Origin of the sequence: Virgibacillus oceani, assembly GCF_041521345.1 — a bacterium.
GTDB lineage: Bacteria > Bacillota > Bacilli > Bacillales > Amphibacillaceae > Virgibacillus_N > Virgibacillus_N oceani_A.
This window is the reverse complement of the sequence record NZ_JBGOHB010000003.1, coordinates 78232-104469: the sequence shown is the minus strand read 5'-3', so window position 1 is coordinate 104469 and position 26238 is coordinate 78232. Positions and strand designations below refer to the sequence as shown.

The following is a 26238-nucleotide window of genomic DNA, read 5'->3' as shown; positions in this document are numbered from 1 at the left end:
TACTTTTTAATATACATTGTATAACGACATACATCGTGTTACAATGTACACTGAAAAGGAGGAATCCACACATGGACCGTGAAATCATGAAGGGTAGCATCGATATTTTATTGCTCAATTTACTGGCCGGAAAAGATATGTACGGCTATGACATGGTAAAAATTTTGAAAGAAAAAAGCGATCAGCTGTACAGTATGAGTGAAGGTACATTATATCCTGCCTTGAAGAGAATGGAGAAGAAAACTTGGCTTCGTTCATACTGGTCAGAAACAGAAAAAGGCAGACGAAAATACTATCAAATCACCGATGAAGGAAGAACTGTTTTGGAAACAAAAATCAGCGAATGGAAGAGCGTGGATCGTTTAATCAAAAAGACGTCGGAGGAATTGTCATGAGTCCGATGGAAAGATACACCCGGCACGTACTTAAAGAAACACAGTGTGCTGCTGAAGAACGGAAAGAAATAGAAGAAGAATTAATGAGTCATTTGCAGGATTTAAAAGAATATTTTCTGGCAACGGGACATTCGGATAAAGAAGCGGAAAAACAGGCAATAGCAGAATTTGGCGGGTCTAAAATGATCGGGCAGGGATTGCAGGAATCGATGTACCCGTGGCAACGCGGATTGTTGTACATCATCGGAATTGCATCCATATTATTTGGTATCTTGTTTCATTTATATACGTTAATTGTTTTGCAGGATCCTTCCGTTGCTTGGCTGGCTATTCAACTGATCGCAGGAACGTTCGTAACATTGGCTGCGATCAACATTGCTTTTGCTGGAAGGCATCCTTATTTTCTGCATGTTGTGGTGATGGCTCATCTTATCTGGCACGCAATCACATTTATTTTAGTCCAGGGTATGCCTATGCAGCAGGTATTTTTATTACTCATTTATTTAATCCTGCTAATTGGTTTAGGGCTTGTGTTTATATTCAGGAATTCGTATTATTCCACAGCCACGCCAAAAGAAGGGGAATCCCGCAAGAGACTCGAAATAAAAATAGGCTACACGCTAAATTTACTCTTTGGGATCATGGTGATTGCCATTGCCTTGTTTTTCCTTTGGGGGAGTTTGTTATTTACAGGATGGACTACAATGGCGCTTTACCCGCTCATTCCCATCGTGGCTTGGTTTGTATTTTATAAATATCAGATGAAATTTATTGCAAAAAAACCGGTTATTTCGATAGTTAGCGGACTTTTGTTTTCAATACTTGCCATCATGGTGCCTTATGCTATCCTTATCATTATTTAATTTTTGACTGTGCTTTCAGGAGGTTTACCTATGACTTTGAAAAAGAAAAATATATTTTTTATATCGGGAATGCTCGTTTTATTTCTCCTTTTATGGAGTGCCACCTTATTTGCAGATGTTCCCGACGGGTTTACAGGCTACGGCGCCGCAACAGATATTTCACCAAATGATGAAACACTTGTTTTTTCCTACTACCATGAAGGGGAGGCCGCATTGTATACAGTCCCTGTCACCGGTGGAAAGGCGGAACTACTCGCACAGCCCGATGAAGGCGATTCCTATATCAATCCTAAGTTTTCTCCGGACGGGGAGGCAATCACTTTTGTCAGACAATGGGAGGAAGAGGAAGGTCCACATGGCGAGGTCATGCTTATGGACCTTGCAACCAACGAGGTTGAAGAGCTGACTTCAGGTGGCGGTTTAGTAACGGAAGCGGTGTTTTCTCCTGATGGAGATGTCATATACTTTCTTCAAGCCGGGGTGTTTGAAAATTATTCCCCCATTGCTCAGGAAAGGCCACATGGTTTCGATATTTATCAAATGGATCTGAACACAAAAGAAACGCAGCAGATCACGAATAAAGATGCTTATGACATGTCTGCGCTGGCAGTGACACCGGATGGAGAGCAGCTTATGTTTAAAAGTTATGATCAGAGTGATCGTATCATTTTTATATCCCTTGAAAACAACGCAGAGACCTCCCCCGTTCCGATCGGTGATTTTGCATCAGAAGCGCCGATCATTTCTTCACCGGCCTTATCACCAGACGGGGAGCAAATCGCTTTTTCAGATGTTACTGCAACAGATGAAAACGGCACTTTTATATACGAAGCTTTTCTGATGGATTTAAATAATTACCAGGCGGAACCAATTACCAACTTCCGTGAGCATGTGACGGAACCAGTATTTTTTCATGAAGGCGATAAGCTGATTGTGACATTGGATAAACAGTTTGCACAAAAGGAGACTGATTACCAATACTGGGAAATAAATATAGATGGGCAGGAGCAAAAGCGACTGCATATCGAAATGCCTGAGAACGAGGAATCATAGGAGGCTGCGAGAATGAGATTTTCTGCATTCATTAGTACTTTATTGGGATTTACTTTTACATTTTTGATTGTGAGTGCTGTGAGAGGAGCGTTCGATTGGGTGATGTGGGGTTCATTGCTGCTGGGCGGTGTGATTGCTTACATTGGAGTGAATATGCTGAAAAGCAAGAAAAAATAACCTTACCTGGTTACATGCAATAAAACAGGCGATTTTCAGCAGAAAGCCGAAAATCGCCTGTTTTTACCCTTTAAACTTCATACTCTTTTTCAATATCCTTCGTACTTCTCACCGTATCAATCGGTCGCACCATCTCTTCAATCCTATCCCGTTTTGGTTCAAGGAATGGTGGCAGGGACAGTTTTTCCCCAAGTGTTTCATACGGCTCATCTCCCATGAATCCTGGCCCATCCGTGGCAAATTCAAATAAAATTTGCGGTGCCACTCTGGAGTACAGGGATCCAAAGAAGAAACGATCAACAAAACCGGACGTCTGTAAGCCTATCCCTTCCAAATGCTTTTGCCATTCTTCCAGAACGGAGCGGTCTTCTACACGGAAAGCCGCATGATGCACCGTTCCATATCCCTGCATGGCATTTGGCAGCACGGCATTGTATTCCACGACAACCTGCGCTCCGTTTCCGCCTTCCCCTACTTCAAACAAATGGAAAGAGCCATCCTGGTCAATTTCTTTAAACAGCAGCACCTTCTCCATCATTTGTTTAAAATAGTCAAAGTCAGAGATGCGTACAAACAACGGCCCAAGCCCTGTAATGGCGTATTCAAGCGGGATTGGTCCATCCTGCCATGGTGTACCGGATGCCACGCCTTCATTATTCTCATCTGAAATTAATTGATACTGCTGATCATCAAAGTCGATGAAGGAAAGGGTCTTTTTGCCAAATTGCTCTTTTACACCGTTATGTTTTACTTCCAGTCTGTCGAACCGCTTTACCCAATAATCAATAGCTGCATCGCTTGGCACACGGAAGGATGTTTTAAAAATCTCATTCGTTCCATGCGAGCCTTTCGGAATCCCCGGAAAATCAAAGAATGTCATATCTGTTCCCGGGCTGCCAGTATCATCGGCAAAAAATAAGTGGTAAGTCTGTATGTCATCCTGATTTACTGTTTTCTTCACCAGACGCATCCCCAGTACATACGTGAAAAATTCATAGTTCTTTTCCGCACTGCTTGTAATCGCGGTTACGTGGTGAATACCTTTTAGTTCGTTCATGTCATAGCCTCCAGTTTTATAGGTTTAGCTCATTCATTATTTTAATTACGATATTATGAATTCAGTTTATCATCTGCAAGTAAGGTTGTCAAAAAAGAAAGTTTGGTTTTCTTATTCCCGATATTGGCTTACTCATACCACTTATCTTCTTAAGTTTGAATATTATCCATCCATGATGAGAGCTTATGCAAACTATGATATAATAAATGAAATTATAGAGGGGGGTGAAGCCAAATGAACAGCAATAATAAATCTAAAAAAACCCACGAAGTAAAAGAGAGTTCACTGACCTATGATGACTATGCCGCAATCGATGACGGGAATCGCTATGAACTGGTACAAGGTCAATTGGAACTGATGAGTCCTGGACCATCATCCAATCATCAAATGATACACTTTGAAATTCAAAAAAATCTAACAAAAAGCTGCGAAGAAGACGTGACAGAAAAGGTATTATAAAAAAACGAGGGATCACTGGTGTTCCTGACCTTGTCGTTGAAATCCTTTCCCCATCTACTTTAAAAAGAGATAAAATTGACAAACGAAAAACATATGCAAATTATGCTGTACCGGAATATTGGATTGTTGACCCGGAATCCTTTATTTTAGAGCAATTTGTTTTGGTAAATGGCCAGTATGAACTTCATAATATCTTTCAACAAAATGAATCCATCACTTCACCTAACATCCACTGCGTTAACTTCACGATGGCAGAAATCGCAGAAAATATTCCAGACATAAAAGAGTAAAGTAAACAAAGACGCCACCCATACAAACAGCGTCTTTCCAAACTTACTCCACTCCACTTTCCAAAATCGAGAAGCTCCTATTCTCACAATCAATTTCAGCGTTCGCTCCATAAGGCAAAATAAATTTAGGTTCCGTGTGACCAAAGTTTGCATTATAAAGAATTGGCAAATCTTCCAGACCATACTCTTTCATCACCGTTAGAATTTCCTCTTTGTATTCCTCATAATATTCCTCGTCCTGCGATTTTCCGAAAACCATTCCATTTGCTTTATGAAGAATACCTTGAGCTGCATAATTCCTGAGCCAGTACTTCAGCATTCCCGGTGCAGGCTTTTCCTCGGAAGTTTCAAAAAATAATATACTATTTTCCCAGTACTTTTCTTCCGGCCACAACACGGTGCTTTTAGCAAACTCCAGCACTTCGATACATCCGCCGATCAAACGGCCTTCGACAACTCCCTTCCCTTGCAAAATTTCATATCCCTTATTCATCTGCATTGTCCGTTGTTTATTTTTATTTCCTTCTGCCCATTCGAGAAACTCACTCGTCCATGCTTCTGCAGGTTTAATTTCTCCAATTGCTTCATTGGAAAACAACGTCCGTTTCACCATATCCACTGTATAGGGTATCATTTCCACATTTTCGGCAAAGTCTGTCATGATCGCCGGTCCGTAAAAAGAGGATAGACCTGCTTTATGACAAAACAGGTGGGAAATTGTGATATCAGAGTAGCCCATAAATACTTTCGGATTTTGCCGTATGACATCAAAGTCAATATGCGGCAATAACCGGATACTGTCATCCCCGCCAATCGTTGCAAAAATTCCTTTAATGCTTTCATCTTTAAACGCATCCATCAAATCCTGTGCCCGGGCTTCTGGATGTCTATAAAGATAGTCTACCCCTTTAAGACTGTTCGGCATCGCTACCACCTCTAGTTCAAATACCTCTTCCAGCCTTTTCACACCCTGTTCATACCGCCACCTGAGCTCTGGTTCTCCGGCAGCCCCCGAGGAGGGACTGACTGTTGCAATTTTATCTCCAGGCTGCAGTTTTTTCGGTTTTCTCCACATTTCTAACACCAACTTTTTTAATCAGTATACACGATAAACCAACCTATTTCACTATTTCTTCCAACAAAAAATACACACTGTCCACATAAAATGTTACTATAAACATACTTTGATCTTTGGGGCAGATTGCTAGATACCCGCTGCCCCGGAATTTTATAAAGTAGGTGTTTTATAGATGAAACAAGTTAAATTTGGATTAACCATGATTCTCCTAATGCTTTTCCTGGCAGCGTGCCAAACGGGTGAGCCAGTGACAATCGGAGATGAGCAGCTTGAAGAAGCATTACGGCAAGAGATCGAGAAAGAAGAAGGCGATTTATACGAAGAAGATTTTGAGGAAATCGAGGAGCTGGATTTATCGGGAAATAATATTTCAGACATCAGCGATTTAGTCATAATACATAATTTACAAGTACTTTCGCTGGAACATAATGAAATTACCGATATCACCCCACTTCAGAAGCTTGAAAATTTGAATGAAGTAAATGTGGAAGAAAATCCCATTGAATCAGATGAACAGCTGGAAATACTGGATCAGCTATCCGAACAGGGAGTTGTCGTTCACCAAACAGAAGAAACGGAAGTCGTTGGAAGAGATGATGGTCCTGGTGGGTTTTTATGGAAAGTGGAAAATGAGGAAACAACCGTGTACTTGCAAGGAACGGTGCATGTAGGCCCGGAAGAATTTTATCCAATGCATACAGAAATTGAAAATGCTTATGCAGAATCCGATGTTGTTGTTCCGGAGATTGATATCACATCCATTAACCCATTTGAAATGCAGGAAACGATGATGGAGCTAGGCACTTATCAGGATGGAACGACGATTGAGGATCATATTCCTGAAGATGTACATGCAGAACTGGTATCCACGCTTGAGGAACTTGGTTTTCCATATGAACTTGCGGAAATGTATAAACCATGGATTTTGTCATCTACCATTCAGCAGTTCATGACAGAACAGCTCGGCTATTTATATGGGGTAGATGAATATTTTCTCACAAGGGCAAGTGAGGATGGAAAAGACATTATCGACCTTGAGACCGCCGAGGGACAGCTAAGTATTTTTGCTGATACATCAGATGAATATCAGATAGAGATGCTGAAAGATATTTTCATCGATCTGGAAGACTATGACGAGGAGATGCAGGCATTGCTTTCTGCTTATGCAGAAGGAGACATTGAAGCACTTCTTGCTCTCACAACTATTGATGAAGGTGTAGAAATGTCGGAAGAAGATGAAGCATTTATGAAAGCAATAAATGATGACCGTAACTACGGTATGGCAGAAACAATCTCCGAATTTTTGGAAGAAGAAAATGATCTAACCTACTTTGTTATCGTTGGAACCCTGCATTTAATTGAAGAACCCCACATCATATCTATTTTGGAAGAAGATGGGTACGAGGCAGAGCATATACATTAGTGGTGGAAATTAAACAGGACGAGGAAGGATGTTCCTCGTCCTGTTTAGTTACGCATCACGTTTCATTCGTTTTCTTACTATCAAAAATGCAATCAGCCCGATTACCCCGAGCAGCAATATTAGCGGCAGGTTGCCAACCAAGAAAACAAACAAACCGGAAAAAGCGGAGATCAGAAAATTAATGCTCTTCATAAACTGCTCCTGTGTCTTTTCCCATGTGTTTAAATCATTTTCACCAACCCCGGATATCCTTACATCTCTCTCCTCAATATGTATTGTCACGGTGGCCAGATCCGTTTTATCCTGCAAGTAATTCATCCGTCCGGTAATCTCTTCTATTTCTTCCTGAATATTTGCCAAGTCATCGGAAATTGCTAAAAGATCCTCTGTTTCTTCCGCTTGTTCCATGAAAGAAAGCAGACGCTCCTCCACCACTTCTTTTGAGTTCAGCCGCGACTCCAAATCAATGTATTCCTCTGTTACATCCTGCCCGGAAACAGTACTATCCACCACCCTGTCACTGCCATCCTCTACTACTTCAATAAATTCATCAAAATGCTCCTGTGGGATACGTGCAGTTATAAAACCACTTGTTAAACTGTTTTCGTTTTCTTCATACATCGAGGATTCCACGAGATAACCGGCGTATTCGGAAATACTCGACTGGAGACTATGGAGTGATTCCTGATAATCGCTGACTTCAATCCGCATATCCGCCGTATAAATGATTTTCCTGTCCTGTTGACCTGCCTCTGCATCTTCAGGCAGATCACTGCTTTCACCTGAATCCTCATCCTCCTGCCCCACATCAGCTATTTCTACTTCCTCTGTTCCTGAAGTAGCCCCATCGTCCTGCACACTTTTTTCATAGCTCTCTGTAGATACATTATAATCAGCTGTCTGATCTTCATCCTCGTTACTGCAGGATACCAATAGCATACCAATACCAAAAATAAGTATCAGTACCGTTATTATTTTTTTCAAATTGACCACCCCTTACTTCCCTCATTTGATATAGACGAAATTACTCAAAAAAAGTTACATGATGGCCGATTTTTCAAATTAATATAGATATACAAAACTAAAATAATTTAAAAGAGCTACATACAGAGAAAAGTTAAACAAAGTTATCTTCCGTATGAAAATGAAAACAGCTAGTATTCTTGTCTGACAGATTAAGGTAAATACTTGGCACTGTTGCTTACGTACTAGTATTTACATTGGTATGCATTTGGTTTATCATTTTTACACTTCCTTTGAGAATGATTTTTTCCGTAATATGAGCTAATTTCATCATTGTTTATTCCAATTAAATATCCGAACATTCATATGGAAATACATTGAATCATTCGTTCATATCGCGCTAATTCTGATCAAAGGGAGGGGCGGCGACTTCTGGGACTGCGCTAAATGCTCGCCCCACCGTAAAGATTTGTGGGTACAGCGATTGCCGTAGACCCCGCAGCAAAGCGAGAAGGATGAGGCATCGCCCGCGGAAAACGTCCGCCTTTAGGGGAAATCAACTTTGTTCGCATTTCAATACTGGTTTTTCATTATGATATTGATTCAATAAAGCATAAAAATGAAAAAAGACGCCATTTAAGCGCCTGTCTCATGATTGTTCCTCATATGACTAAAGTCATGAGATTTCTAAATACAGAAATCTATTATTGCTAATAAATGAGGCTATCCTTTCCGAACGTTTCTCCCACGTAAACAGCCAGTTACAATTGTGATGCCTCTTTCTGAGCCAGAAGTTCCTCTATCAGCATAAAGTTTTCATCATTTGCCGCTTCTTTATGCTATCGCTAACTTTTTTTTAAATTTAAATAGTATTCCCTTTTACTTTTATCCAACTTCTCTAAAGCGTATCTTAAGGTAATTCTAGGCATGGTGCGAGCGTGTTTATTCAGGAAGGATCTCAGCTTATCTTCATCTTTTTTGCCCGCTTCACGTATAAGACTGCCAACAGCCTTGTTGATTAATTCCTCAGAATCATTCACCAGTATCTCAGCGATTGCAAATGTATCCTCCGTATTGCCCGCTTTGATAAAGCTCAAGGTGCTTACCATGGCTGTTCTCCTTTCCCAAATATTGAGTGACCTCGCCATCTCATAGAGCGCTTCTTTCGGTTTATCAAGCAAAAATGACCCGACAACAGAAGGAGCTGCACGATCAACGAAGTCCCAATTGTTGATTCTGTCGTGTCTTCGTATATACAGTTCGTACAATGCCTGCTTATGATCATCGGAGAGCTTCTTTGCCTTTGCTTGAAAATCCATAATGCTTACTGCTCCCATCCTCACTTCATAATAATCACTTTCTAAAAGCAGTTCGATTTCCGTTAAAGGCATATTCATAAATTGTTTTGCAGTTTGGAACACGGTGCGCATTTTCAGGCCAAAACATTTCGTGTTTTTATCCGAGTCCTTGAAAAACTTCTTCATATTTTCTATTCCCGCTTCATTTTGATGTTGCTTCAACTCCTGAATAAAACGTTCAGCAGTATAATTTGTCATTTGTTAAACCCCGTTTCTATGTGCGAAAGTGCACTTTTTTATTATCATATTTTAGCATGGCAGCCTCAGACAAAGTCTAGAGATAAGCAGCTTTCAGATGCTGACAAAGAAGCATCAATTGTTGCTTGATTTCCTCAGGCTGTTCGGTTTCTATAACAATATGCTTATTAAAAGGCGAGTAAACCAATTTGAGGATGCAACTGGAGTCTTTTCCAATAAACCATGAAGATATAAGTTCTCGTTATGGAATAAAAGTTCTGTCCTGTAGAAAGACAGAGAAACAGGTCGGGTGTTTTAATTGCGGAACGGTCGTCATCTTCTGATCCAAGACCGGGCAGCTTCATAGCCCTGACTTCATGATCTTCATCCTCTTGAGGAACTGTAACATCTGATTATTTTCCTGAAAACATTTAAGTAGATTGATCCTGTTAGTATACCATGATATTTCCTCAAACCATTTTTGAACTCCTAAACGACTAAATACCGTTTGAGTACCTGTCAGTCTTCTTCCTTCTTTATTCCAAAGAGTACTATAAAGAAAATCCCAGTCTTGCTGCTCTATTGGTTTTCGTTAAATTCTTTTTCATCTAGATATTTAAGGCAATCGGAATATTCGGTTTTTTACTCTGCAAACCTTCATGTACTCGTTTACCAATAATATTTTAATTTTTGTAATGATCCTTATGTTATCGGATAAGTTGTCCGTTTCTGAAGTATCGTAATTTCACACAATTAAAGATACTATTGGCAAAGAAGGGGCACAATACTCATTTAAGTATGTAGTACTTTTTAACATCGTAACATAGCACCGGAAAATGGTGTATAAAGTGGAGCAATGCCCTCCATCGACTATAATTAACGCTTTAAGTATATCAGCAAGGCCAAATGGATGAATATTCCCACCACTTAATTTTCTATTCAAAAATTTGAAGTGGGGGTTTCTAACGTATCGACACATTCCCGCTTAACGTCAGTGGAGCTGTCACATTGGTGAACTATTTACACCCAGCCCCTCTATACCATCGGTCTCGCCTTTGGTACTTCTTTTAAATAATTCTGGGTTGCCAAACATTTACGGAGTCCGCAGTCAGCACTTGTTTTTTTGGTGACTTGCCCACAAATTTTCTAAATATGTTCGCCGCTCCGTTAATATCGGCATTTAACAGTGATCCTTTACAAGTACGATAAAGCCCACGTTTCACTCGTTTTCCAGTGAACACAGGAGTACCCTTCGTGTCATTATATACAGGGATATCATCCCCATCTATATAACTCGCTTTTGATGTGTACGATTCTTCTATCGTGATGACACGAATCCCACCTTTTTCCGCCTTGTATGTAATCATGTTGATCAGCATGGCATGCGGAATGCTGACAAATGATTGATTACTCGTTTTACCAATATTTATTTTTTGCTTCCAGCCTTCGTTTTTTCCGATAATAATTGTGTCTACCTTTTCTTCCAAGGCAAGATTCACAATTTTATGGCTGGCTTTATGAAAGATGTCCTTTAGCTTTCGGTGCCTAACCTGATGAAGCCGTTCCAATCGTTTTGATGTGAAAGGTCCTTCATTTGATGTCTTACCATGACGAAGAACCCCCAATAAATGCGCTTTTTGTTTGTTGTAATATTGATTGATCGATTTTACATTTCCGCCTTTTATTATAAAGGGAGATGTACCCGTATTTGTCACACCGGAAACAAGGTTATTTATACCCAAATCCAGTGCCATACATCTATTGCTATCCGTTGGTTTTATCGCGTCATATTCTACTTTTCTTACTAATTCCACCACATAGTGACCATACTTGGGAATGATGCGCACTTGCATTAATTTTCCTTCTGCCATTCCCAATTTGCCAATGTTAAGTTTTAGTTTTGTCTTCGGGAACTTTAAATATTTCTGTTCTTTGATGCAGCAGTCCTGGTTGGTGAAAATAATATCTTTCGCTGAGGTGCGGGAGTAGCCTGGGATGCGAGGTCTGGCGTTGTACTTTACCGGGTGATCTTTGTAATCTCTTAAACTGGCATAAAAACTTTTCCAATTTTGAAAAACGGCTTTCATTACCCATTGACTGCTCTGTATTGGTAGGGAAAGATAATCTGGTTGTTTAATTACATGAAATAAGCTGTTTAGAAAGTTATAATGAAGATATGGTTTTTCTTTTGTTGGTGCTTCAAATAGGTTGCATGTGACTTCTTTTTGCTTTTCAACAGGCTTTTTACTTTCTTTTTCCAGCCTGCGCTGATAAGCTTGTTGCTGTTTTTCGTTCATTGGCTCTAAGTTTTGACGGATGGTTTCCAAAACTTCTTGTTGTAAGGGATGCAGTGTGTTTTCACCTTTTAATCCCGTAAAAACCTGTCTGATATAAAAGTTTACTGCATTATACATATTTTTTGCATTTTGGCACATTTGGTTCAAGTATGGGTGCATGCGATGACCCGGCTTGATCCAGATTTGGTCCGTTTTATAATAAAACGTTTGATTCTTTTTGATGAGACTTCACCTCCCACAAAAAATATATGTTCTTTTTATTATAGCACAGACGTTCTCGATCGGGAAGTCGGATCATTTGAATTGGCATAAACCAACCCTGATCCGAAGTCGATTCACCCCCACCCTACTCACATGGTTCCTTGAGGATGGGGTACTCTCGACTGGGGTTGATAGAACCACCTTTAGTATAAGAGCCTATATTTAAGATGTGTCACATCGGTACCGTCTGTGACTTGTTGACTTTCTAATTTTATTTGTTCCGTTCCTATATGATCAAACAAGCGAATTCCTTTTCCAATGAGAGTAGGTGCTACATGAAGATGCATTTCCTCAAGCACACCCACCTTAATACACTGTTGAGCGATACTGGCAGTTCCGATACTTACATTTTTACCGTTTGCAGCTTCTTTTGCTTGCTTAACAGCATTTTCAATTCCGCCTGTTACAAAAACAAACTTGGTATTCCCTTCAATATAACTTTCTGGTGGTTCATGTGTGACCACAAAAACTGGTACATCTTTAATTGGATGATTGCCCTCCCATCCATTTACAATGTCAAACGTTCTTCTGCCTACAATCATGGCTCCTGTATTTGGAATAGTACTATCAAACAGTTCTCTGTTTGTACTGGATAACCTGAAAAAATCATTATATCGACTCGGCTGATCCCCACTAAACAACCAGTTTTGAATCGCCATGCCCCCTTCTCCGAGTGGCTGCTTCCTGTTATCATTTGGACCTGTAATAAAACCATCAAGTGACATAGAAATATCGAGAATAACTTTCCCCATTTAATATCTCCTCCTTAATAATTGTGGTAAAACACCTTTTGCTGCTTCATTATGACTTTCCGTATCAGTGAGAAAAGTTACACCAAATTTGACTGCTGTGCCTTCATGTCCTAAAGCCTCAATGTATCTTTTAATCATTAATCTTTGATTGAAACACAAACAGTAACTAAATTTTTCTGTTCAACAAGCATCATTTTAGGACTGTCAAAAAGCACTAATTCCGATTCTTAGTTTCGAATTTCATGCCGCCTTTCATATAATTCATGCCAATTCATAGTTCAGTAAGACATTACCGGATTGGAACACCTTAGTTCTCACCAAATTTAATGGCTTTCGATCCTTGATGTTATGGAAATAGGACTTGCCTCCACCTAATATGACCGGATTGACTATTACATGGTATTCATCAACCAAACCAATGTTTGTTAAAAAGGATACGAGGTCTGAGCTGCCTAAGATGATCAAATCTTTCCCCGACTGATGCTTAAGTTCCATAATATAATCCTCCACTTTCTCCTTGATGAGGGTTGTGTCTTTCCAATCAACATCATGCAACGTGCTTGAAAACACGATTTTAGGCAAATAGTTCATTCTTTCAGCGATAACCGGAAATTTCTCGTTTGCAAAGTCAGTAGGCCAAAAGCCTTTCATGTGTTGATAAGTCTTTCTCCCGTACAAAATAGCATCAACAGAATGAAGTAACTCTCCCGCATAATTATGATATTCCTCCTCAACATGATGCCAGTCCAACTCCTGATTCGCTCCTTCGATGAAACCATCAAGCGATATCATCATTTGACTAATGATCTTCCTCATTATTTTTCCCTCCATTCCTTTGCTGCTTCAGTTCTAACTTTCCGTATCAATGAGAAATGTTACACCAAATTTGTCTGTTAAGCTTCCATAAGCAGCACTAAATGAAGTTTCTTGGAACGGCATTTTGACTACTCCTTCATGTGCTAACGCCTCAAAGAATCTCTTTGACTTTTCCATATCCTGGGTCGTAATGCAAATAGTCACCTGATTTCCCTGTACAACAGGCATAGAACTGGGACTATCAGAGAACATTAATTCTGATTCTCCAATCTTTAATTTCGCATGCGCTACTAAACCCTCTAAATCTTCAGACGGAAGATCAGGCATTTCTCCGTATGTAATGATTGTGAGAATTTGAGCATCTAATGTTTGTTCATAAAACTGAATTGCTTCCTTTGCATTTCCATCCATCATTAAATACGGGGTAACTTGTACTGTCATTGTTTTTTCCTCCCTTTCGATTCAATTTACTACTTCATCATATCATGGCCATCTCTATATCATTTCTTATCGATTGCTGTATTAGGATCTCTTCTTGGACTCAAACACTTTTTTGAATAAGCACTCTTTCCGATATTAACTAAAGCTACTACAACAAAAACATACAAAAAAATCCACCTTGAAAATTTTTGATCAAAATGGATTCTTTCTCAGTAGATTATTGTTTGGTTTTATATAAAGGATAACCATGTTCTTCAACAATCTTATTGAAGAACTAAATAATAAAACTCAAGAAACCACAGGCTCGTGTGCACCTTTCTTATTATTTTTTTCTTTTTGGCCAGGATGATTGTGGAATATAACGAATCATCGTTTTGAAAACAATTACCCACTGCTTTTCATTTAAACTCCCTACGGTAAATTCATTATTCACACCCAGATTTTTTATTAAAAGTTTTAACTGTGGCACGGTAAATATTCTTCGTAATGCCATACCTAATGGCGCCTGTGGATATTTCAAGATATGGCTTGTCAAGTTTTGAAAAAGCAATGCATCTTTGTAAGCGATCATTGGCTCATTCTTCCGTTTTATACTTAGTATAGCTGAATCTACTTTCGCTGGAGGTGAAAGATTTTCCTTTGGCACACCTTTTTCCAGTCGTAGATCAAACCACATCCGCCATGCCAATACATAAGGATCTTTAAAGCGTTTTGCAGTAAACCTTTTTGCATCACCTCTTTCCATTACAATCACCCCACGCTGGAAACTACTTTTAGGATTACTTAACAGCATTTTTAATATAGGTGTTGTAATGACCTATGCTTCGTTTTTCTCATTTTCATTTTCCTCCCTTTACATTAAAAAATCACGACATTCTGTTCGTGATCAAAGGAAAGGGGAAGACTGAAAATATAAAAACAAACCGCAATAAGGCATAAATAACCCCTATACCATATTTCGTGAAGAACAAAGGCGCAAGCGCCCGTTTAGCGACGTACGGACTGGACTGAGCCGGAGGAGATAAAGGAAACATGCCCCCGCATCGGGGGTATGCCGACGTTGGCCGGCAAGGCCGTATTTAGTCGGCCTTCCTTTACCTCAAAGGAGCCGATGTTGACTTATCGCACGGAGGTGAAGGAAGTCAGCTAGTCGCTGGGCGCTGGAGCTGGACGTGGCTATTCCTATAAAAAAATATCCACAGACCCTAAAAGTTATAATTTCCTATACCAATAAAAAAGAGAAAGACAGAATGATCCACCTTTCTCCTTATCTATACACTTATTGAGAATTATTAAAAATGGACAAACTTATCCCGTTTACTCTGATCGCTTACAGAGTCATTGAACGTATTTTATTACGCGTGTTCAATATTACGAAATGAAGTCTGTTTGATTGCATTTTTATAATCCCCTCCATTAACAAATTTCAAAGTACTTTATATACTGTTCATTTATGAAAGTCAAATGCTGTATATGTACCTTTTTTATATAGAACTTCCTTTGGATTGATAACAATTAAAATCATAGAGACAACAAAATAAGAAAGCATAACATATACCAAAATGTCTAATAAATCTCCTTGAATCAACACCAGAGAAAAATTAAATAGCTGGTGAATAATAATCGGTACCATAAGGTTTTTATTAAGGTTATAAAACAGCGTTACGATAATCGAAAATGATATAATTCCAATCATAAAAAGCACGATGTACTTAATTAAATCCAATCCCGTATAGCCCGAGGCAAACCAAAGTGGCGTGTGCCAAAATCCCCATAAGACACCTACTATGAGGGCTGACTTCAAAGGGGAGTACTTTTTTTGAAGTTCATTTAATGCATATCCTCTCCAACCCAATTCTTCACCTAAAGGCCCTCTTACTAAATTATCCAGGAATGCAATAATCAATAGTCCGACACTAGTAAATGATAATGATAAGTTTTGAGTATCAATAGATAGCAGAAATATAGTCACAGCAATAATGATAATTTGAATAATCACTGCGGTGCCGAGAACCGAAAAGCTTATTCTTTCAGCAAATTGACCTTTCACAAAATCCCTTAATCGTACCCCCGGATAGATCTTTTTAAATAAAAAAACAAATGCAAAGGTTGATGACCATGCAGAAATAATTTGCAACATGCTTGTCATGCTCTCAGACGCACCTAAAACCATACTTATGCCGATTATCATAAAAAGTACAAGAAATATTACATAACTAGTGATAATAAAACTGACCAATGGGCTCTTTAATGCTTTTTTCTCTTTCAAAATAATCCATTCCTTTTCAGTTATTCGTTTGTAATGAATTATATTATTCTTGGAGCCCCTAATCTTCAGACCACAGGATGAAATTCTATCCTTCATTAGCACTAGTTCAGTTATCAGGCAAGCCTATGTTAAAATGAAAATAATCTTTTACACAGGTATGGAACAAGATGGATGGAAAAACACACTAAACTGCCGTCCACGCAACTAATTTTCGGAGGGGAATGTAATGAGAACAGAAAAAGAAATGATGGACCTGATCATCAATACCGCGAACGATGACGAGCGAATTCGGGCGGTATACATGAATGGTTCGAGGACAAATCCTGATGTGCCAAAAGATATTTTTCAGGACTATGATATTGTTTATGTGGTAACGGAGACAGCACCCTTTATCAGAGATAGGAATTGGATAAACATTTTTGGGGATTTGCTGATGATCCAGGAACCGGATAAAAATGACCAGTTACTCGATAAACCAGTGAATTTTGATCAATCTTATGGTTACTTAATGCTTTTTACAGACGGAAACCGAATTGACCTGCATATTGAAACAAGAGAGGCTGTGAAGGAAAACTATGTTAGTGAAAAGCTGACAGCTCCTTTATTGGATAAAGATGGTATTTTGCAGTTCATTCCCCCTCCCACGGATATTGATTACCATGTCCCAATGCCAACAAAAGCAGAATTCTCAAGCTCATGCAATGACTTTTGGTGGTGCCTGCAAAACGTGGCAAAAGGAATATGGCGGGATGAACTGCCATATGCAAAGCAAATGTTTGATTGTGCTGTTAGAAAAAGATTGGATGAGGTGGTCTCCTGGTGGGTTGGAAACAAACATGATTTTCAGGTTTCTGTTGGAAAAATGGGTAAGTATTTTAAACAGTATCTTCCTGAGGAATATTGGCATATGTATGAAAAAACCTACGCAAATCATGAATATGGAGGTTTTTGGGAATCCATATTCATGGCCTGTGAGTTGTTTAGGGCGATTGCAATGGAAATTGCTGAAGAGCTGAGTTTCACCTATCCAATAGAAGATGACGAAGCACCTTGAACATGTTCAAACATTACCATTGGATGCAGATAAAATATATTAATTTCACCCTGAAAATTTGATGGCATGCTGATTCTCTGCCATGATCCAAAGCAAATGGACTAAGAACAAGATATTTAAGGAAACACAAAATCATCGGAAGGTGCGGCGATAGTCATTAGCGGTTACAAATCGCGCTCATTAGAATAGATTATTATTAAATATCTTAAGGCAGGGCGTTAACATGGATAATAATCTTAAAGCATTATTTGGCTCATGGGATTCAGCCATAGGTACCATTCTTTCCGCTATAGCAAGTACCCCTGCTTCCAGATTTAATGAAACGATGCAGACTAATTTAGATTTATTAGGAAATGTAATGCAAGCCACAGGCAGTGCTTTAGCTGCCGACAGCGAAAAAAATATTACTTTAAATAAACTCGGTAACCAGCTGCAAGCTATTGGAAATTCCACCGTTGTTAGCGGAATATTAATTCAATTTAATGAAGAAACGAAGGCAGAATTAACGATAAAAGGAAATTTGCTCCAATCTGTCGGAAGCGGCATGTCCCTTCCAGATTTATTGGATACAAATGAGATCTCTATGAATACGCTATATAACATTTACGGCGCCTTGCTTCAATCGATTGGAAATGCTTTGCAAGGTTTATCAGGCATTATCCAGCTGAAAGGTAAACAGGGACAAAATATTAATTTTGTTGGCAGCTGGATACAAGCCATTGGCGCCTTAATTCAAGCTCTGGTTCAAAGTAAAAAGTGAACTACTCGCCACTTAGCTACGCTTGAAGTGGGAGACTTCTTGACTAAAAACGTTAAAACCTGATATGTCAACTAAATATGAATCCCTATAGTATAATGTAAATATCAATTAAATTTCGGAGGATTATCTGGTGGAATGTTGTGTCAATCAATAGTATCAATCAAATACGAGTGATACTTTTAAATATAATCTTGCGCTAAGGGATTGTCATTTTCATTAACAAATTTTCATTGACTTTAATATTACACAGGTGTAATATTACGTCATAGTATAATATAAGAAAGGATATTTTATGGAAATCACTAACGTTGAGTTTATGCTTTTACAGATTATCTCTGAACAGAAGAAGGTTTCTGGTTATGAAATTAATCAGTTAATAATAGAGCGAGGTTATAGGGAGTGGGGAGATATTGGGTCTACATCTATTTATGTTGGTTTAAAAAAATTAAGTAAAAAGCACCTTGTAAATTCCTATTTAGATACATCAAAACAAGGTAGAGGACCAACGCCAAGGAAATTTGAAGTAACAGATACAGGTGCAAAATTACTAAAAAAGAATACTTTAGAATTTCTATCATCTACACGAGAAAGAGATAACAGATTCGATTTAGCTCTTGCGAGTATGCCCTTCTTAACCACAGAGGAAGTTTTGGAAGCACTCCAAAAAAGAAAAGATTTCCTTTCTGAAGTGGCAAAAAACATTAATAAAAAATTTGAGACACAAGGCGGAATAAGTCTACCTTTTCACGTGCAAGCATTATTCAGGCACCCTCTTTTATTAATTAAAAATGAAATGGAGTTTATGGACATCTTAATAAAAGATTTATTGGAAAAAAATAATGATAAGGAGATGGATAAATGTTAATAAAAAATTTCTCGCCTTTTACTGGCCAACATTGTGAAACTACCGCTACCGGAAGTTTGTTGAAAAGTTTAGGGATTGAAATGTCTGAAGCGATGTTGTTTGGCATTGGTGAAGGATTAGGTTATATATATTGGGATATGAAAAATATGGACTTTCCGTTTATTGGAGGAAGAGTGAAACCAGATCTTCTTACCCGTAACATTGTAAATAATTTAAACCTTCAAATGGAGGTAAAAGAGACTTCTTCCAAAAATAAAGCTTGGGAAAATGTTAAACAGAACATAGATAAAGGAATGATTGTAGGATTAAAGCTTGACAGTTATTACTTGGATTATTTCACTAATAAGGTACATTTTGCTGGTCATTATGTGGCTATGTATAGATATGACGATAGTTTTGCCTACCTGGTTGATACAAAGCAACAGGGTGGTATGGTAAAAACAAGTCTTGAAAATTTGGCATTGGCAAGAAACGAAAAAGGTCCAATGTCTTCAAAAAATCTATCTTATACCATTAAGAAAAAAGAGGATATACCAAATTTAAAGGATGTGATTATAAAAGCAATCAAAAATAACGCTTTAGATTATATGAATCCTCCTATCAAAAATTTGGGCTATAAAGGTATTAAGAAAACAAGTGTAGAGATTAAGAAGTGGTTTGAGAGAAGTGAAAATATTGAGGATGACTTAGTGTTAGCAGCCACACTAATGGAGCGGGGAGGAACTGGAGGTTCCCTATTTAGAAATATGTACAGAGATTTCTTAAAAGAATGTTTGAGTATAGTTGATCATGCTCCTTTACAAAATGGATATAATCTATTTACTGAAATCGCACCTATGTGGGAGGAGGTATCCAAGCTTATCAAAAAGGCTGGAGAGACTCATGAATTACTATTCCTAAATCAGGCTTCTGATATTCTTTTAGAGTTATCAAACAAAGAATATGAAGCAATGAATCAACTATCAAAAATCAGTTGACTGCAATGCTTTCAAAAAATGAGTTTTTAGAAAATTGGATTCATGATAACTGGTGAGCTAATAAACGTAGCGGAAATATAGAGGAGTTGATTCTCACACTCAATTTAAAGAAATTTCACAGCAACAATTTTTTAGTTATATTGATCCGTTTATACGGAGAGAAAATAACTGCAACTTCTTTTACTAAACGTTTATACAAACGGCGCGCGATTGTTGAATAAGTATCACTTTCACGTTCAATTAACGGGTTGCATTAGTTAAGCAAAGTCTACAAAAGGAACATTTCCGCACTATTTTCCGATCAGCCATTATATAAATGGTTTGGTTTATGGGATGTTCTAAGAGCAAATTGTGGTCACAATAAATATTTAACAATACTGATTTCGAAATCAAATCAATACTTGATACCTTAACACCACAGAGTAGTAAAGGATGAACAATTTGTCAGACCTATTATTCCTACCAGACTTTAAAACAATAGAACCACCGAAAATGAAACCGACATGATGTTTAAGTGGAAGCCATCAAACCACACCTGAACATTGTCCTGAATGCGGTTTTAACAAACTGTACAAACACAGTTCACGAAAACAACTGATCATGGACTTGCCTATTCGTTTAAAGCAGTAGGCTTACAAGTAAATCGTAGACGTTACAAATGTTGTGAGTGTGGTTCCACATTTTGGGAAAGACTTATATCCATTGATGAAAAGCGTAGTATAACTAAAAGGTTGTTATAGTCCATTGAAGAACAATCCATGTCTAAGATCTTTGTGGAAGTAGCCGAAAGCGTTGGAGTAGATGAGAAGACCGTTAGAAACGTTTTTAAAGATCATGTGGCATTCAAAGAACGAGAATAACGATTTGATACTCCTAAATGGTTTGGAATAGATGAAATACATATTATCCGTAAACCCCGTCTTGTACTGACCAATGTTGAACAAAAAACTATTTTTGATATTAAGCCTAACCGTAAGAAAGAAACTGTAATACAACGACTTTCAGAAATTAGTGATACGCATTACGTTGAATACGTCAAAATGGATATGTGGAAGCCTTACAAAGATGCAGTAAATACTGTCTTACCACAGGCTAAAGTAGTTATAGATAAATTTCATGTAGTTCGTATGGCTAATCAATCCGTAGACAACGTTAGAAAATCACTTAAAGCAATATGACTGCCAAAGAAAGGCGTACTCTAATGCGTGAGAGATATATTCTTCTCAAACGTAAACATGTCTTGAATGAACGAGACGCATTCCTTTTGGAAACTTGTTGGTTAGGTAATATCCCTGAACTAAAGGAAGCTCATGATGTTCGGAACAAATAAAGTTGTTTGCTTTCAACAGCCGAAAGCCGCATTCTTCCGTTGAAAAATGCGGCTGTTTCAAAAAATAGTTGTTTACTTTTGACTTTAACCTGAAGATCTCACACCAAATTAATGACAAAAAAGATATTTACTTTTTCCACCGTTATTGTTTTGATCTGCTTCATATATCCACCTACACAATTCATGTGTCAGATTAGGATTGTGTGTAATTCAGATCCCAAATCACCCCGAAGCTATCTTTAATTTAGCGTATTTCGCCCCCCAAAAAGTATCCTGTAACTCCATTAACACTGAACCTTTTTGACTCAGTGCATTATATAATTTTTGAATTTCTTCTTCACTTTCTAATTCTAGAGCTAATGAAATATGATTGCCCGTCTTGACCTCCTGGCCTGGAAATGTGTCGGACAACATTATGAATAAATCGTCTTTTTTAAATCGGGCATGAATAATTCTGTCATTCGCTTCTGGAGGGGTCGGGTAGTCAGCCTCACCGAAAGTTTGAATATCTGACACGTCTCCCTCAAATACTTCCTTATAAAATTCTAATGCTTCCCTAGCATTTCCATCGAACAGAAAATATGGTGTTGCTTGATTTTTCATTGAAAACACTCCTCTGAGATTAGATTATCTTAAGATTATCACATATATCTGATCGGACTTCTTCTAGATTGCTAAAAGTATAAATAGAGATAATGATTATCTCATAATAACAGCCTGAGTAAAGAACCTTTTTGTAAAGTAAACATTATTGTTCAGTAAAGGACTTTATTGTAACCTAACACATGAACTCAAAGAAGAATTTTACTGAATATGGGACACAGCTAACCCAAACGAGGGCAGAGATCGTTATAAATATTGGAGAAAACGTTGTTTATCGAGACTAAATCTAAAGACCCCTACAATAAAAGTCAATCCCACTCATAAGGTGTTTCCTGATACACATAATAATTCAGCCAATTTGAGAACAGCAAATGTGTATGGGAACGCCATGTGTTGAGCGGACGCCTGTTTGCATCACCACCCGGAAAATAATGCTGTGGAATTTCTATATCTACACCTTTCTCGATATCTCGCTGGTATTCTTCAGCCAGTGTTGTCGCATCATATTCCAGGTGTCCTGTGAGCATAATATGCTTTTCGTCCTTGGACATGACCATAAATACGCCTGCTTCCTCCGATAACGAGAGCAACGTGAGATCAGGATGATTCTTCACTTCCTCCATCGACACGGAGGTATAGCGTGAATGTGGAGCACGGTACGCTTCATCAAAACCACGCACCAGTTTTACCGTTGGATCGGTAAGTTGATGGTCGAAAATGCCAAAACATTTTTTCTGTAGTTCGTGTTTACCAATTCCGTAATGGTGATACAAAGCAGCCTGTGCTCCCCAGCAAATATGCATCACAGAAGTCACATGCTCTTTTGTCCAGTCCATGATTTTCGTTAGTTCTTCCCAATAATCCACTTCTTCAAATGGCAAATGTTCAATCGGGGCGCCGGTGATAATCATTCCGTCAAAACGGCGGTCTTTGATTTGATCAAAGGTCGTATAAAATGTATCCAGGTGTGATTTACTGGCATTTTTCGATTCATGTGATGCCATACGCAGAAAGGTGACATTCACCTGCAATGGGGTATTTCCCAATACACGCAGCAGCTGCAGCTCGGTTCTTTCTTTTTCCGGCATCAGGTTGAGCATAAGGATATTCAGTGCACGGATATCCTGTGTTTTCGCCCGCTCCTCATCCATCACAAATATCTTTTCCTGCTTCAATTCCTCTGTTGCAGGGAGTGTTTTTGGTATATTGATTGGCAAAGAAAATCTCTCCTTTAGATTGCTTACTAAAATAAAAAAATCCCTCTTTAGCTTTGATTGCCAAAAGGGAGTTCCCATTTTATCAGCCAAAGCATCCGCTTTGTTGGTTTTAGCACCTTACTATTCGTAGGTTGCTGTGACGTCATTGAGCCAAGTCTCTCAGTCACTCTGAATAACTATTCGATTAGTTACAGTATATATGAAATTATGGCAAAAAGAAAGAGGATTACAAAAATAGGGATCTTCCATTTAAAAAAGTATCTTTTCCGTTTGAGTTCAATGATTTATACTTAATATAAACGTTTGGTAAAACAAACAAAGTTCGATACACGGAAACCAAAATGGACAACCCATTTTGACTCAACACATTATATAACGATATACATAAACTTTAGCACATCTGTATAGAATAGACCTGAAGATTGAATCATGCATGGTATGTTCTTTCTTTAAAAGGAGCGGAAAAGTATGAATATAAAAGCTTTTTTATATGCCGCCAACATGACTAATACCTTAGCAAAGGACATCCCGGAAGACAAGTGGAATAATAAACTTATACCTGAATTAGGCACATTGAGGAAACTGTTTATCCATATTATTCGAGTAAGGAATGTATACCGTGAAGGACTCATCTCCGGAGCCATCCAATTTCCTGGAAAATTACCAGTGACAGAAGATATAATGCTTGAATTGGAAAAAAGCAGGGATACTTTAGCTGCTGCATTTGAACAGACAAATTTTGAATACATAAAAATGGGGACAGAATATTTGTCTATCATCGAATTACAAGGTACAGCAATCCAGCATGAAGGGATTCATCAGGGGCAGTATTATGTTGCTTTGAAACAGGCAGGATTCTCTCTTCCCAGGCAATGGGAGCAGGATTGGGGTTTGAGATGACATTAGTTGTGGTGAAGTTTCAGCCAGCAAATAAATAGGGAACGAAGTAATATATACTACTGCAAAAGAGGAGGAAATGCACTATGCCTAGCGGAACACACCAAGAAGAAATAAACGTTTCCATACACAATATTTGGGATTTCGTAAGCGATATGAATAATTGGGCTCCTTTGGTTCCTGGTTATATTGATCATGACATTCTTAATGATACACAGTCAAACTGGGAATTTTACGGGGATATCGGTATTCTGAGACGAAAAATTAAGCTGCAGGTCACGATTACCAACTGGGAGGAGCCTACCAAAGTGACCTTTGATTTAAAAGGAAAAAATGAAAAGTTTACTGGCAGCGGATATTTTGAAGGCGTCGCATTGGACGAAACGAATACAAAAATGACCGGAAACCTGGATATTACGGCAACCGGCTTGAAAGCACCAGTAATTAACCCTGTACTCACATCCTTTGTTCCAAAAACAGCGACGGATTTAACCAGGGCAGTTGCCGAAAGAATCAGAGAGATAAATAAAGAAAACAAGGGATAGCATGAATTGCTATCTCTTGTTTTAATTACGCTCCTTTTCGAAATCCAAATAATCTCTTTGAGAAGCCAGACTTTTTTTCTTTTTTTGTATTCAAATAAAGCCGATGTTCCATGGCTCTTTTCCTCATATCCCTCACATTATCCGCTGCAGCACTTCTATAAATATCGTTATACATGTAACACCATTCCTCTCATGTTTTATTTTCTACTTAAAGTTTACCCTGTTTGCAGCTTTTTAACTTCGGCATGGAGATTGATTTTTCTGCACAAAAAAACCCTACTTTATAAGTAGGGAGAGTTCCGTCTTAAGGCCGAGAGGGGGAAGGAAACATTTTTAGTATCCAATCGTTTGTGCAAACACCACAAAGATACCTCCTATAACAAGAAAAATCAGAACCAGCGGCCAAATGAATTTCACCCATTTTTCATAGGGAACACCAGATGCTGCAAGGTAGGCCATTAGTGTCGTACCTGTAGGAAAGATAAGATTCGTAAATCCGTCTCCCAATTGAAATGCCAGTACCCCTGTTTGTCTTGTAATGCCAACCAAATCACCCAGCGGGGCAATAATCGGCATCGTGGCAGCCGCCTGACCGGAGCCGGAATTAATAAAGAAATTAATAATCGTCTGGATGCCATATACTCCTAAAACCTGTACGCTCTCCGGCAAAATCACGACAAAATTAGCCAGTCCGTTAATGACCGAATCAATGATCATGCCGTCTTCTAACGCCACAGGAATTGCTCTAGCCACACCAACAATTAGCGCACCTAATGTAAATGCTTTTGCTCCGATGATAAATTCCTCTGCAATCCGGCTCGGCGAAAGTTTGGCAACTAGACCGCCAATAATACCGATAGCAAGAAAGAGAGCTGCAATGTCATTTATATACCAGGCTTCAGTCATGACGCCCCAAACCAGCACACCAAGCCCTGTCATAACCGTAAGAAGGACAAAATAATGTCTTGGTTGGAACTGGACATCTTCCAATTCATAATGCTCGTCTTTTGCATTTAATTCCATATCATACACAATACTATTGGATGGATCCTTCTTTACTTTCTTTGCATAACGAATAATATAAATGCTTGCGACAATTAATAGGACAATCAGAAGTATTGCCCTCAGCCACATCCCTGAATATATAGGCACTTCCGCAATCTGCTGGGCAACCCCCACGTTGAAAGGATTCATTAACCCGGCTATAAACCCGGAATACATCCCAATAAAAACCATCGATAAACCAGTGATCGAATCATAACCGAGCGATCTTGCCAGCGCTATTGCAAGAGGGACCAGCGCCAGACCTTCCACAGTCATTCCTATTGTAAATCCGCCAATGGAAAAAACAATTAAGAATATAGGTATAATGAGTACTTGCTTATTTCCAAGCAAGGCGGCAATCTTTTTAACCACCGTATCAAATAAGCCTGTGGCTGTAATTATTTGAAACGCTCCTCCCACTACAAAAATAAAAAGGATAATATCTGCGGCTTCATTCAACCCCGTTATAAATAATCCGGGGATTTCAAAAATGCTAACCGGCTGTTGGTCAACGTATTGGTAGGATTCTTCCTGAACGAGTTCTCTTCCTGTTTCCGGATCCTCCGCCCGTTCGAATTCACCTGCAGGAATAATGTACGTTAAAGCCACTGCAAATAAAACAATGATAAATAACAAGACAAAAACATGCGGAACTTTTAACCAACGTTTCTTTTTCGTTTCTTTATTTGTTGGTTTTTTTGCCATAACATGTCCCCCTAACCCCTCTTTATAAAAATAATATTTATAATTATAGATAAAAATTTCATTTTGTCAAACATAAATGAAGTAATGTATTCAAAACTTTTCTTTTTTATTA

At 38.5% G+C, this 26238-nt stretch carries 26 protein-coding genes, 1 pseudogene and 1 riboswitch; of the genes and pseudogenes, 14 read left to right on the top strand and 13 right to left on the bottom strand.

The window, feature by feature from the left end:
- The first annotated feature begins 71 nt into the window (after positions 1–71).
- The 4 genes from ACDX78_RS03715 to ACDX78_RS03700 are packed head-to-tail and all read left to right on the top strand — an operon-like array spanning position 72 to position 2488.
- Positions 72–395, top strand: coding sequence for a PadR family transcriptional regulator (locus ACDX78_RS03715; RefSeq protein ID WP_486025464.1), 324 nt, complete (start codon positions 72–74; stop codon positions 393–395).
- Positions 392–1258: a permease prefix domain 1-containing protein gene (locus ACDX78_RS03710; RefSeq protein WP_486025462.1), complete on the top strand. Its 867-nt coding sequence runs from the start codon at positions 392–394 to the stop codon at positions 1256–1258. Before ACDX78_RS03715 ends, ACDX78_RS03710 begins: the two co-directional genes overlap by 4 nt.
- Before the next feature lie 30 nt (positions 1259–1288).
- The gene (locus tag ACDX78_RS03705) at positions 1289–2311 is read left to right on the top strand and encodes a TolB family protein (protein ID WP_486025460.1); all 1023 of its coding nucleotides are present in this window, start codon (positions 1289–1291) and stop codon (positions 2309–2311) included.
- Between the two features lie 12 nt (positions 2312–2323).
- Entirely contained in the window at positions 2324–2488 is a 165-nt protein-coding gene (locus ACDX78_RS03700; protein WP_486025459.1) for a hypothetical protein, read from the top strand.
- A gap of 70 nt (positions 2489–2558) precedes the next feature.
- Here ACDX78_RS03700 and ACDX78_RS03695 read toward each other — a convergent pair whose 3' ends face one another.
- Positions 2559–3545 (bottom strand): ring-cleaving dioxygenase, encoded by a 987-nt coding sequence (locus tag ACDX78_RS03695; RefSeq protein ID WP_486025457.1) that lies wholly within the window; start codon positions 3543–3545, stop codon positions 2559–2561.
- A 234-nt stretch (positions 3546–3779) separates the two neighbouring features.
- Here ACDX78_RS03695 and ACDX78_RS03690 point away from each other — a divergent pair, with 234 nt between their 5' ends.
- Together ACDX78_RS03690 and ACDX78_RS03685 are read left to right on the top strand one after the other, a co-directional pair.
- A complete protein-coding gene (locus tag ACDX78_RS03690) occupies positions 3780–4004 on the top strand; it encodes a hypothetical protein (RefSeq protein WP_486025456.1) in 225 nt (74 codons plus the stop codon).
- Positions 3971–4294 carry a Uma2 family endonuclease gene (locus ACDX78_RS03685; protein WP_486025622.1) on the top strand — a complete coding sequence of 108 codons (324 nt, stop codon included), beginning with the start codon at positions 3971–3973 and terminating at the stop codon, positions 4292–4294. The genes ACDX78_RS03690 and ACDX78_RS03685 overlap by 34 nt, the downstream gene beginning before the upstream one ends.
- 43 nt (positions 4295–4337) lie before the next feature.
- On the opposite strand, the gene ACDX78_RS03680 is transcribed toward ACDX78_RS03685, so the two are convergent.
- Complete coding sequence (locus ACDX78_RS03680) at positions 4338–5369, bottom strand: S66 family peptidase (protein WP_486025454.1); 1032 nt, start codon at positions 5367–5369, stop codon at positions 4338–4340.
- A gap of 175 nt (positions 5370–5544) precedes the next feature.
- On the opposite strand from ACDX78_RS03680, the gene ACDX78_RS03675 reads away from it, so the two are divergent.
- The gene (locus tag ACDX78_RS03675) at positions 5545–6795 is read left to right on the top strand and encodes a TraB/GumN family protein (protein ID WP_486025453.1); all 1251 of its coding nucleotides are present in this window, start codon (positions 5545–5547) and stop codon (positions 6793–6795) included.
- Positions 6796–6843: 48 nt separating this feature from the next.
- Here the strand turns inward: ACDX78_RS03675 and ACDX78_RS03670 are convergent, their stop codons facing one another.
- From ACDX78_RS03670 to ACDX78_RS03635, 8 genes are all read right to left on the bottom strand, one after another.
- The gene (locus ACDX78_RS03670; protein WP_486025451.1) at positions 6844–7779 is read right to left on the bottom strand and encodes a DUF4349 domain-containing protein; all 936 of its coding nucleotides are present in this window, start codon (positions 7777–7779) and stop codon (positions 6844–6846) included.
- An 824-nt stretch (positions 7780–8603) separates the two neighbouring features.
- Positions 8604–9314, bottom strand: a complete 711-nt coding sequence (locus ACDX78_RS03665) for a DNA alkylation repair protein (RefSeq protein WP_486025449.1) — start codon at positions 9312–9314, stop codon at positions 8604–8606.
- Positions 9315–10360: 1046 nt separating this feature from the next.
- On the bottom strand, positions 10361–11749 hold the full coding sequence (locus ACDX78_RS03660; protein ID WP_486025448.1) for an RNA-guided endonuclease InsQ/TnpB family protein: 1389 nt from the start codon (positions 11747–11749) through the stop codon (positions 10361–10363).
- Between the two features lie 245 nt (positions 11750–11994).
- Positions 11995–12603, bottom strand: a complete 609-nt coding sequence (locus ACDX78_RS03655) for a dihydrofolate reductase family protein (protein WP_486025446.1) — start codon at positions 12601–12603, stop codon at positions 11995–11997.
- 261 nt (positions 12604–12864) lie between these two features.
- Positions 12865–13419: a dihydrofolate reductase family protein gene (locus ACDX78_RS03650; protein ID WP_486025445.1), complete on the bottom strand. Its 555-nt coding sequence runs from the start codon at positions 13417–13419 to the stop codon at positions 12865–12867.
- A gap of 33 nt (positions 13420–13452) precedes the next feature.
- Complete coding sequence (locus ACDX78_RS03645) at positions 13453–13860, bottom strand: VOC family protein (protein WP_486025444.1); 408 nt, start codon at positions 13858–13860, stop codon at positions 13453–13455.
- A gap of 322 nt (positions 13861–14182) precedes the next feature.
- Positions 14183–14662 carry an rRNA adenine N-6-methyltransferase family protein gene (locus tag ACDX78_RS03640; RefSeq protein WP_486025621.1) on the bottom strand — a complete coding sequence of 160 codons (480 nt, stop codon included), beginning with the start codon at positions 14660–14662 and terminating at the stop codon, positions 14183–14185.
- Positions 14663–15307: 645 nt separating this feature from the next.
- Entirely contained in the window at positions 15308–16129 is an 822-nt protein-coding gene (locus ACDX78_RS03635; RefSeq protein WP_486025442.1) for a CPBP family intramembrane glutamic endopeptidase, read from the bottom strand.
- A gap of 226 nt (positions 16130–16355) precedes the next feature.
- Here ACDX78_RS03635 and ACDX78_RS03630 point away from each other — a divergent pair, with 226 nt between their 5' ends.
- The 5 genes and pseudogenes from ACDX78_RS03630 to ACDX78_RS03610 form a co-directional block, all read left to right on the top strand.
- Entirely contained in the window at positions 16356–17183 is an 828-nt protein-coding gene (locus tag ACDX78_RS03630; protein ID WP_486025441.1) for an aminoglycoside 6-adenylyltransferase, read from the top strand.
- Positions 17184–17406: 223 nt separating this feature from the next.
- Complete coding sequence (locus ACDX78_RS03625) at positions 17407–17943, top strand: DUF6944 family repetitive protein (protein ID WP_486025439.1); 537 nt, start codon at positions 17407–17409, stop codon at positions 17941–17943.
- A 292-nt stretch (positions 17944–18235) separates the two neighbouring features.
- Positions 18236–18808, top strand: coding sequence for a PadR family transcriptional regulator (locus ACDX78_RS03620; RefSeq protein ID WP_486025437.1), 573 nt, complete (start codon positions 18236–18238; stop codon positions 18806–18808).
- Positions 18802–19785, top strand: coding sequence for a BtrH N-terminal domain-containing protein (locus tag ACDX78_RS03615; RefSeq protein ID WP_486025436.1), 984 nt, complete (start codon positions 18802–18804; stop codon positions 19783–19785). Before ACDX78_RS03620 ends, ACDX78_RS03615 begins: the two co-directional genes overlap by 7 nt.
- 441 nt (positions 19786–20226) lie before the next feature.
- Positions 20227–21112: pseudogene (locus ACDX78_RS03610) on the top strand (ISL3 family transposase); the annotation flags it as partial.
- Between the two features lie 225 nt (positions 21113–21337).
- Here ACDX78_RS03610 and ACDX78_RS03605 read toward each other — a convergent pair.
- Positions 21338–21718 (bottom strand): VOC family protein, encoded by a 381-nt coding sequence (locus tag ACDX78_RS03605; protein WP_486025434.1) that lies wholly within the window; start codon positions 21716–21718, stop codon positions 21338–21340.
- 308 nt (positions 21719–22026) lie between these two features.
- On the bottom strand, positions 22027–22935 hold the full coding sequence (metA, locus tag ACDX78_RS03600; protein WP_486025433.1) for a homoserine O-acetyltransferase MetA: 909 nt from the start codon (positions 22933–22935) through the stop codon (positions 22027–22029).
- Between the two features lie 76 nt (positions 22936–23011).
- A riboswitch (SAM riboswitch) is annotated at positions 23012–23114 on the bottom strand.
- Positions 23115–23403: 289 nt separating this feature from the next.
- Between metA and ACDX78_RS03595 the strand changes: the two genes are divergently transcribed.
- Positions 23404–23835 carry a DinB family protein gene (locus ACDX78_RS03595; protein WP_486025431.1) on the top strand — a complete coding sequence of 144 codons (432 nt, stop codon included), beginning with the start codon at positions 23404–23406 and terminating at the stop codon, positions 23833–23835.
- A gap of 83 nt (positions 23836–23918) precedes the next feature.
- A complete protein-coding gene (locus ACDX78_RS03590; RefSeq protein WP_486025429.1) occupies positions 23919–24377 on the top strand; it encodes an SRPBCC family protein in 459 nt (152 codons plus the stop codon).
- A gap of 333 nt (positions 24378–24710) precedes the next feature.
- Here the strand turns inward: ACDX78_RS03590 and ACDX78_RS03585 are convergent, their stop codons facing one another.
- On the bottom strand, positions 24711–26126 hold the full coding sequence (locus ACDX78_RS03585; protein ID WP_486025427.1) for a YfcC family protein: 1416 nt from the start codon (positions 26124–26126) through the stop codon (positions 24711–24713).
- Positions 26127–26238 lie beyond the last annotated feature (112 nt).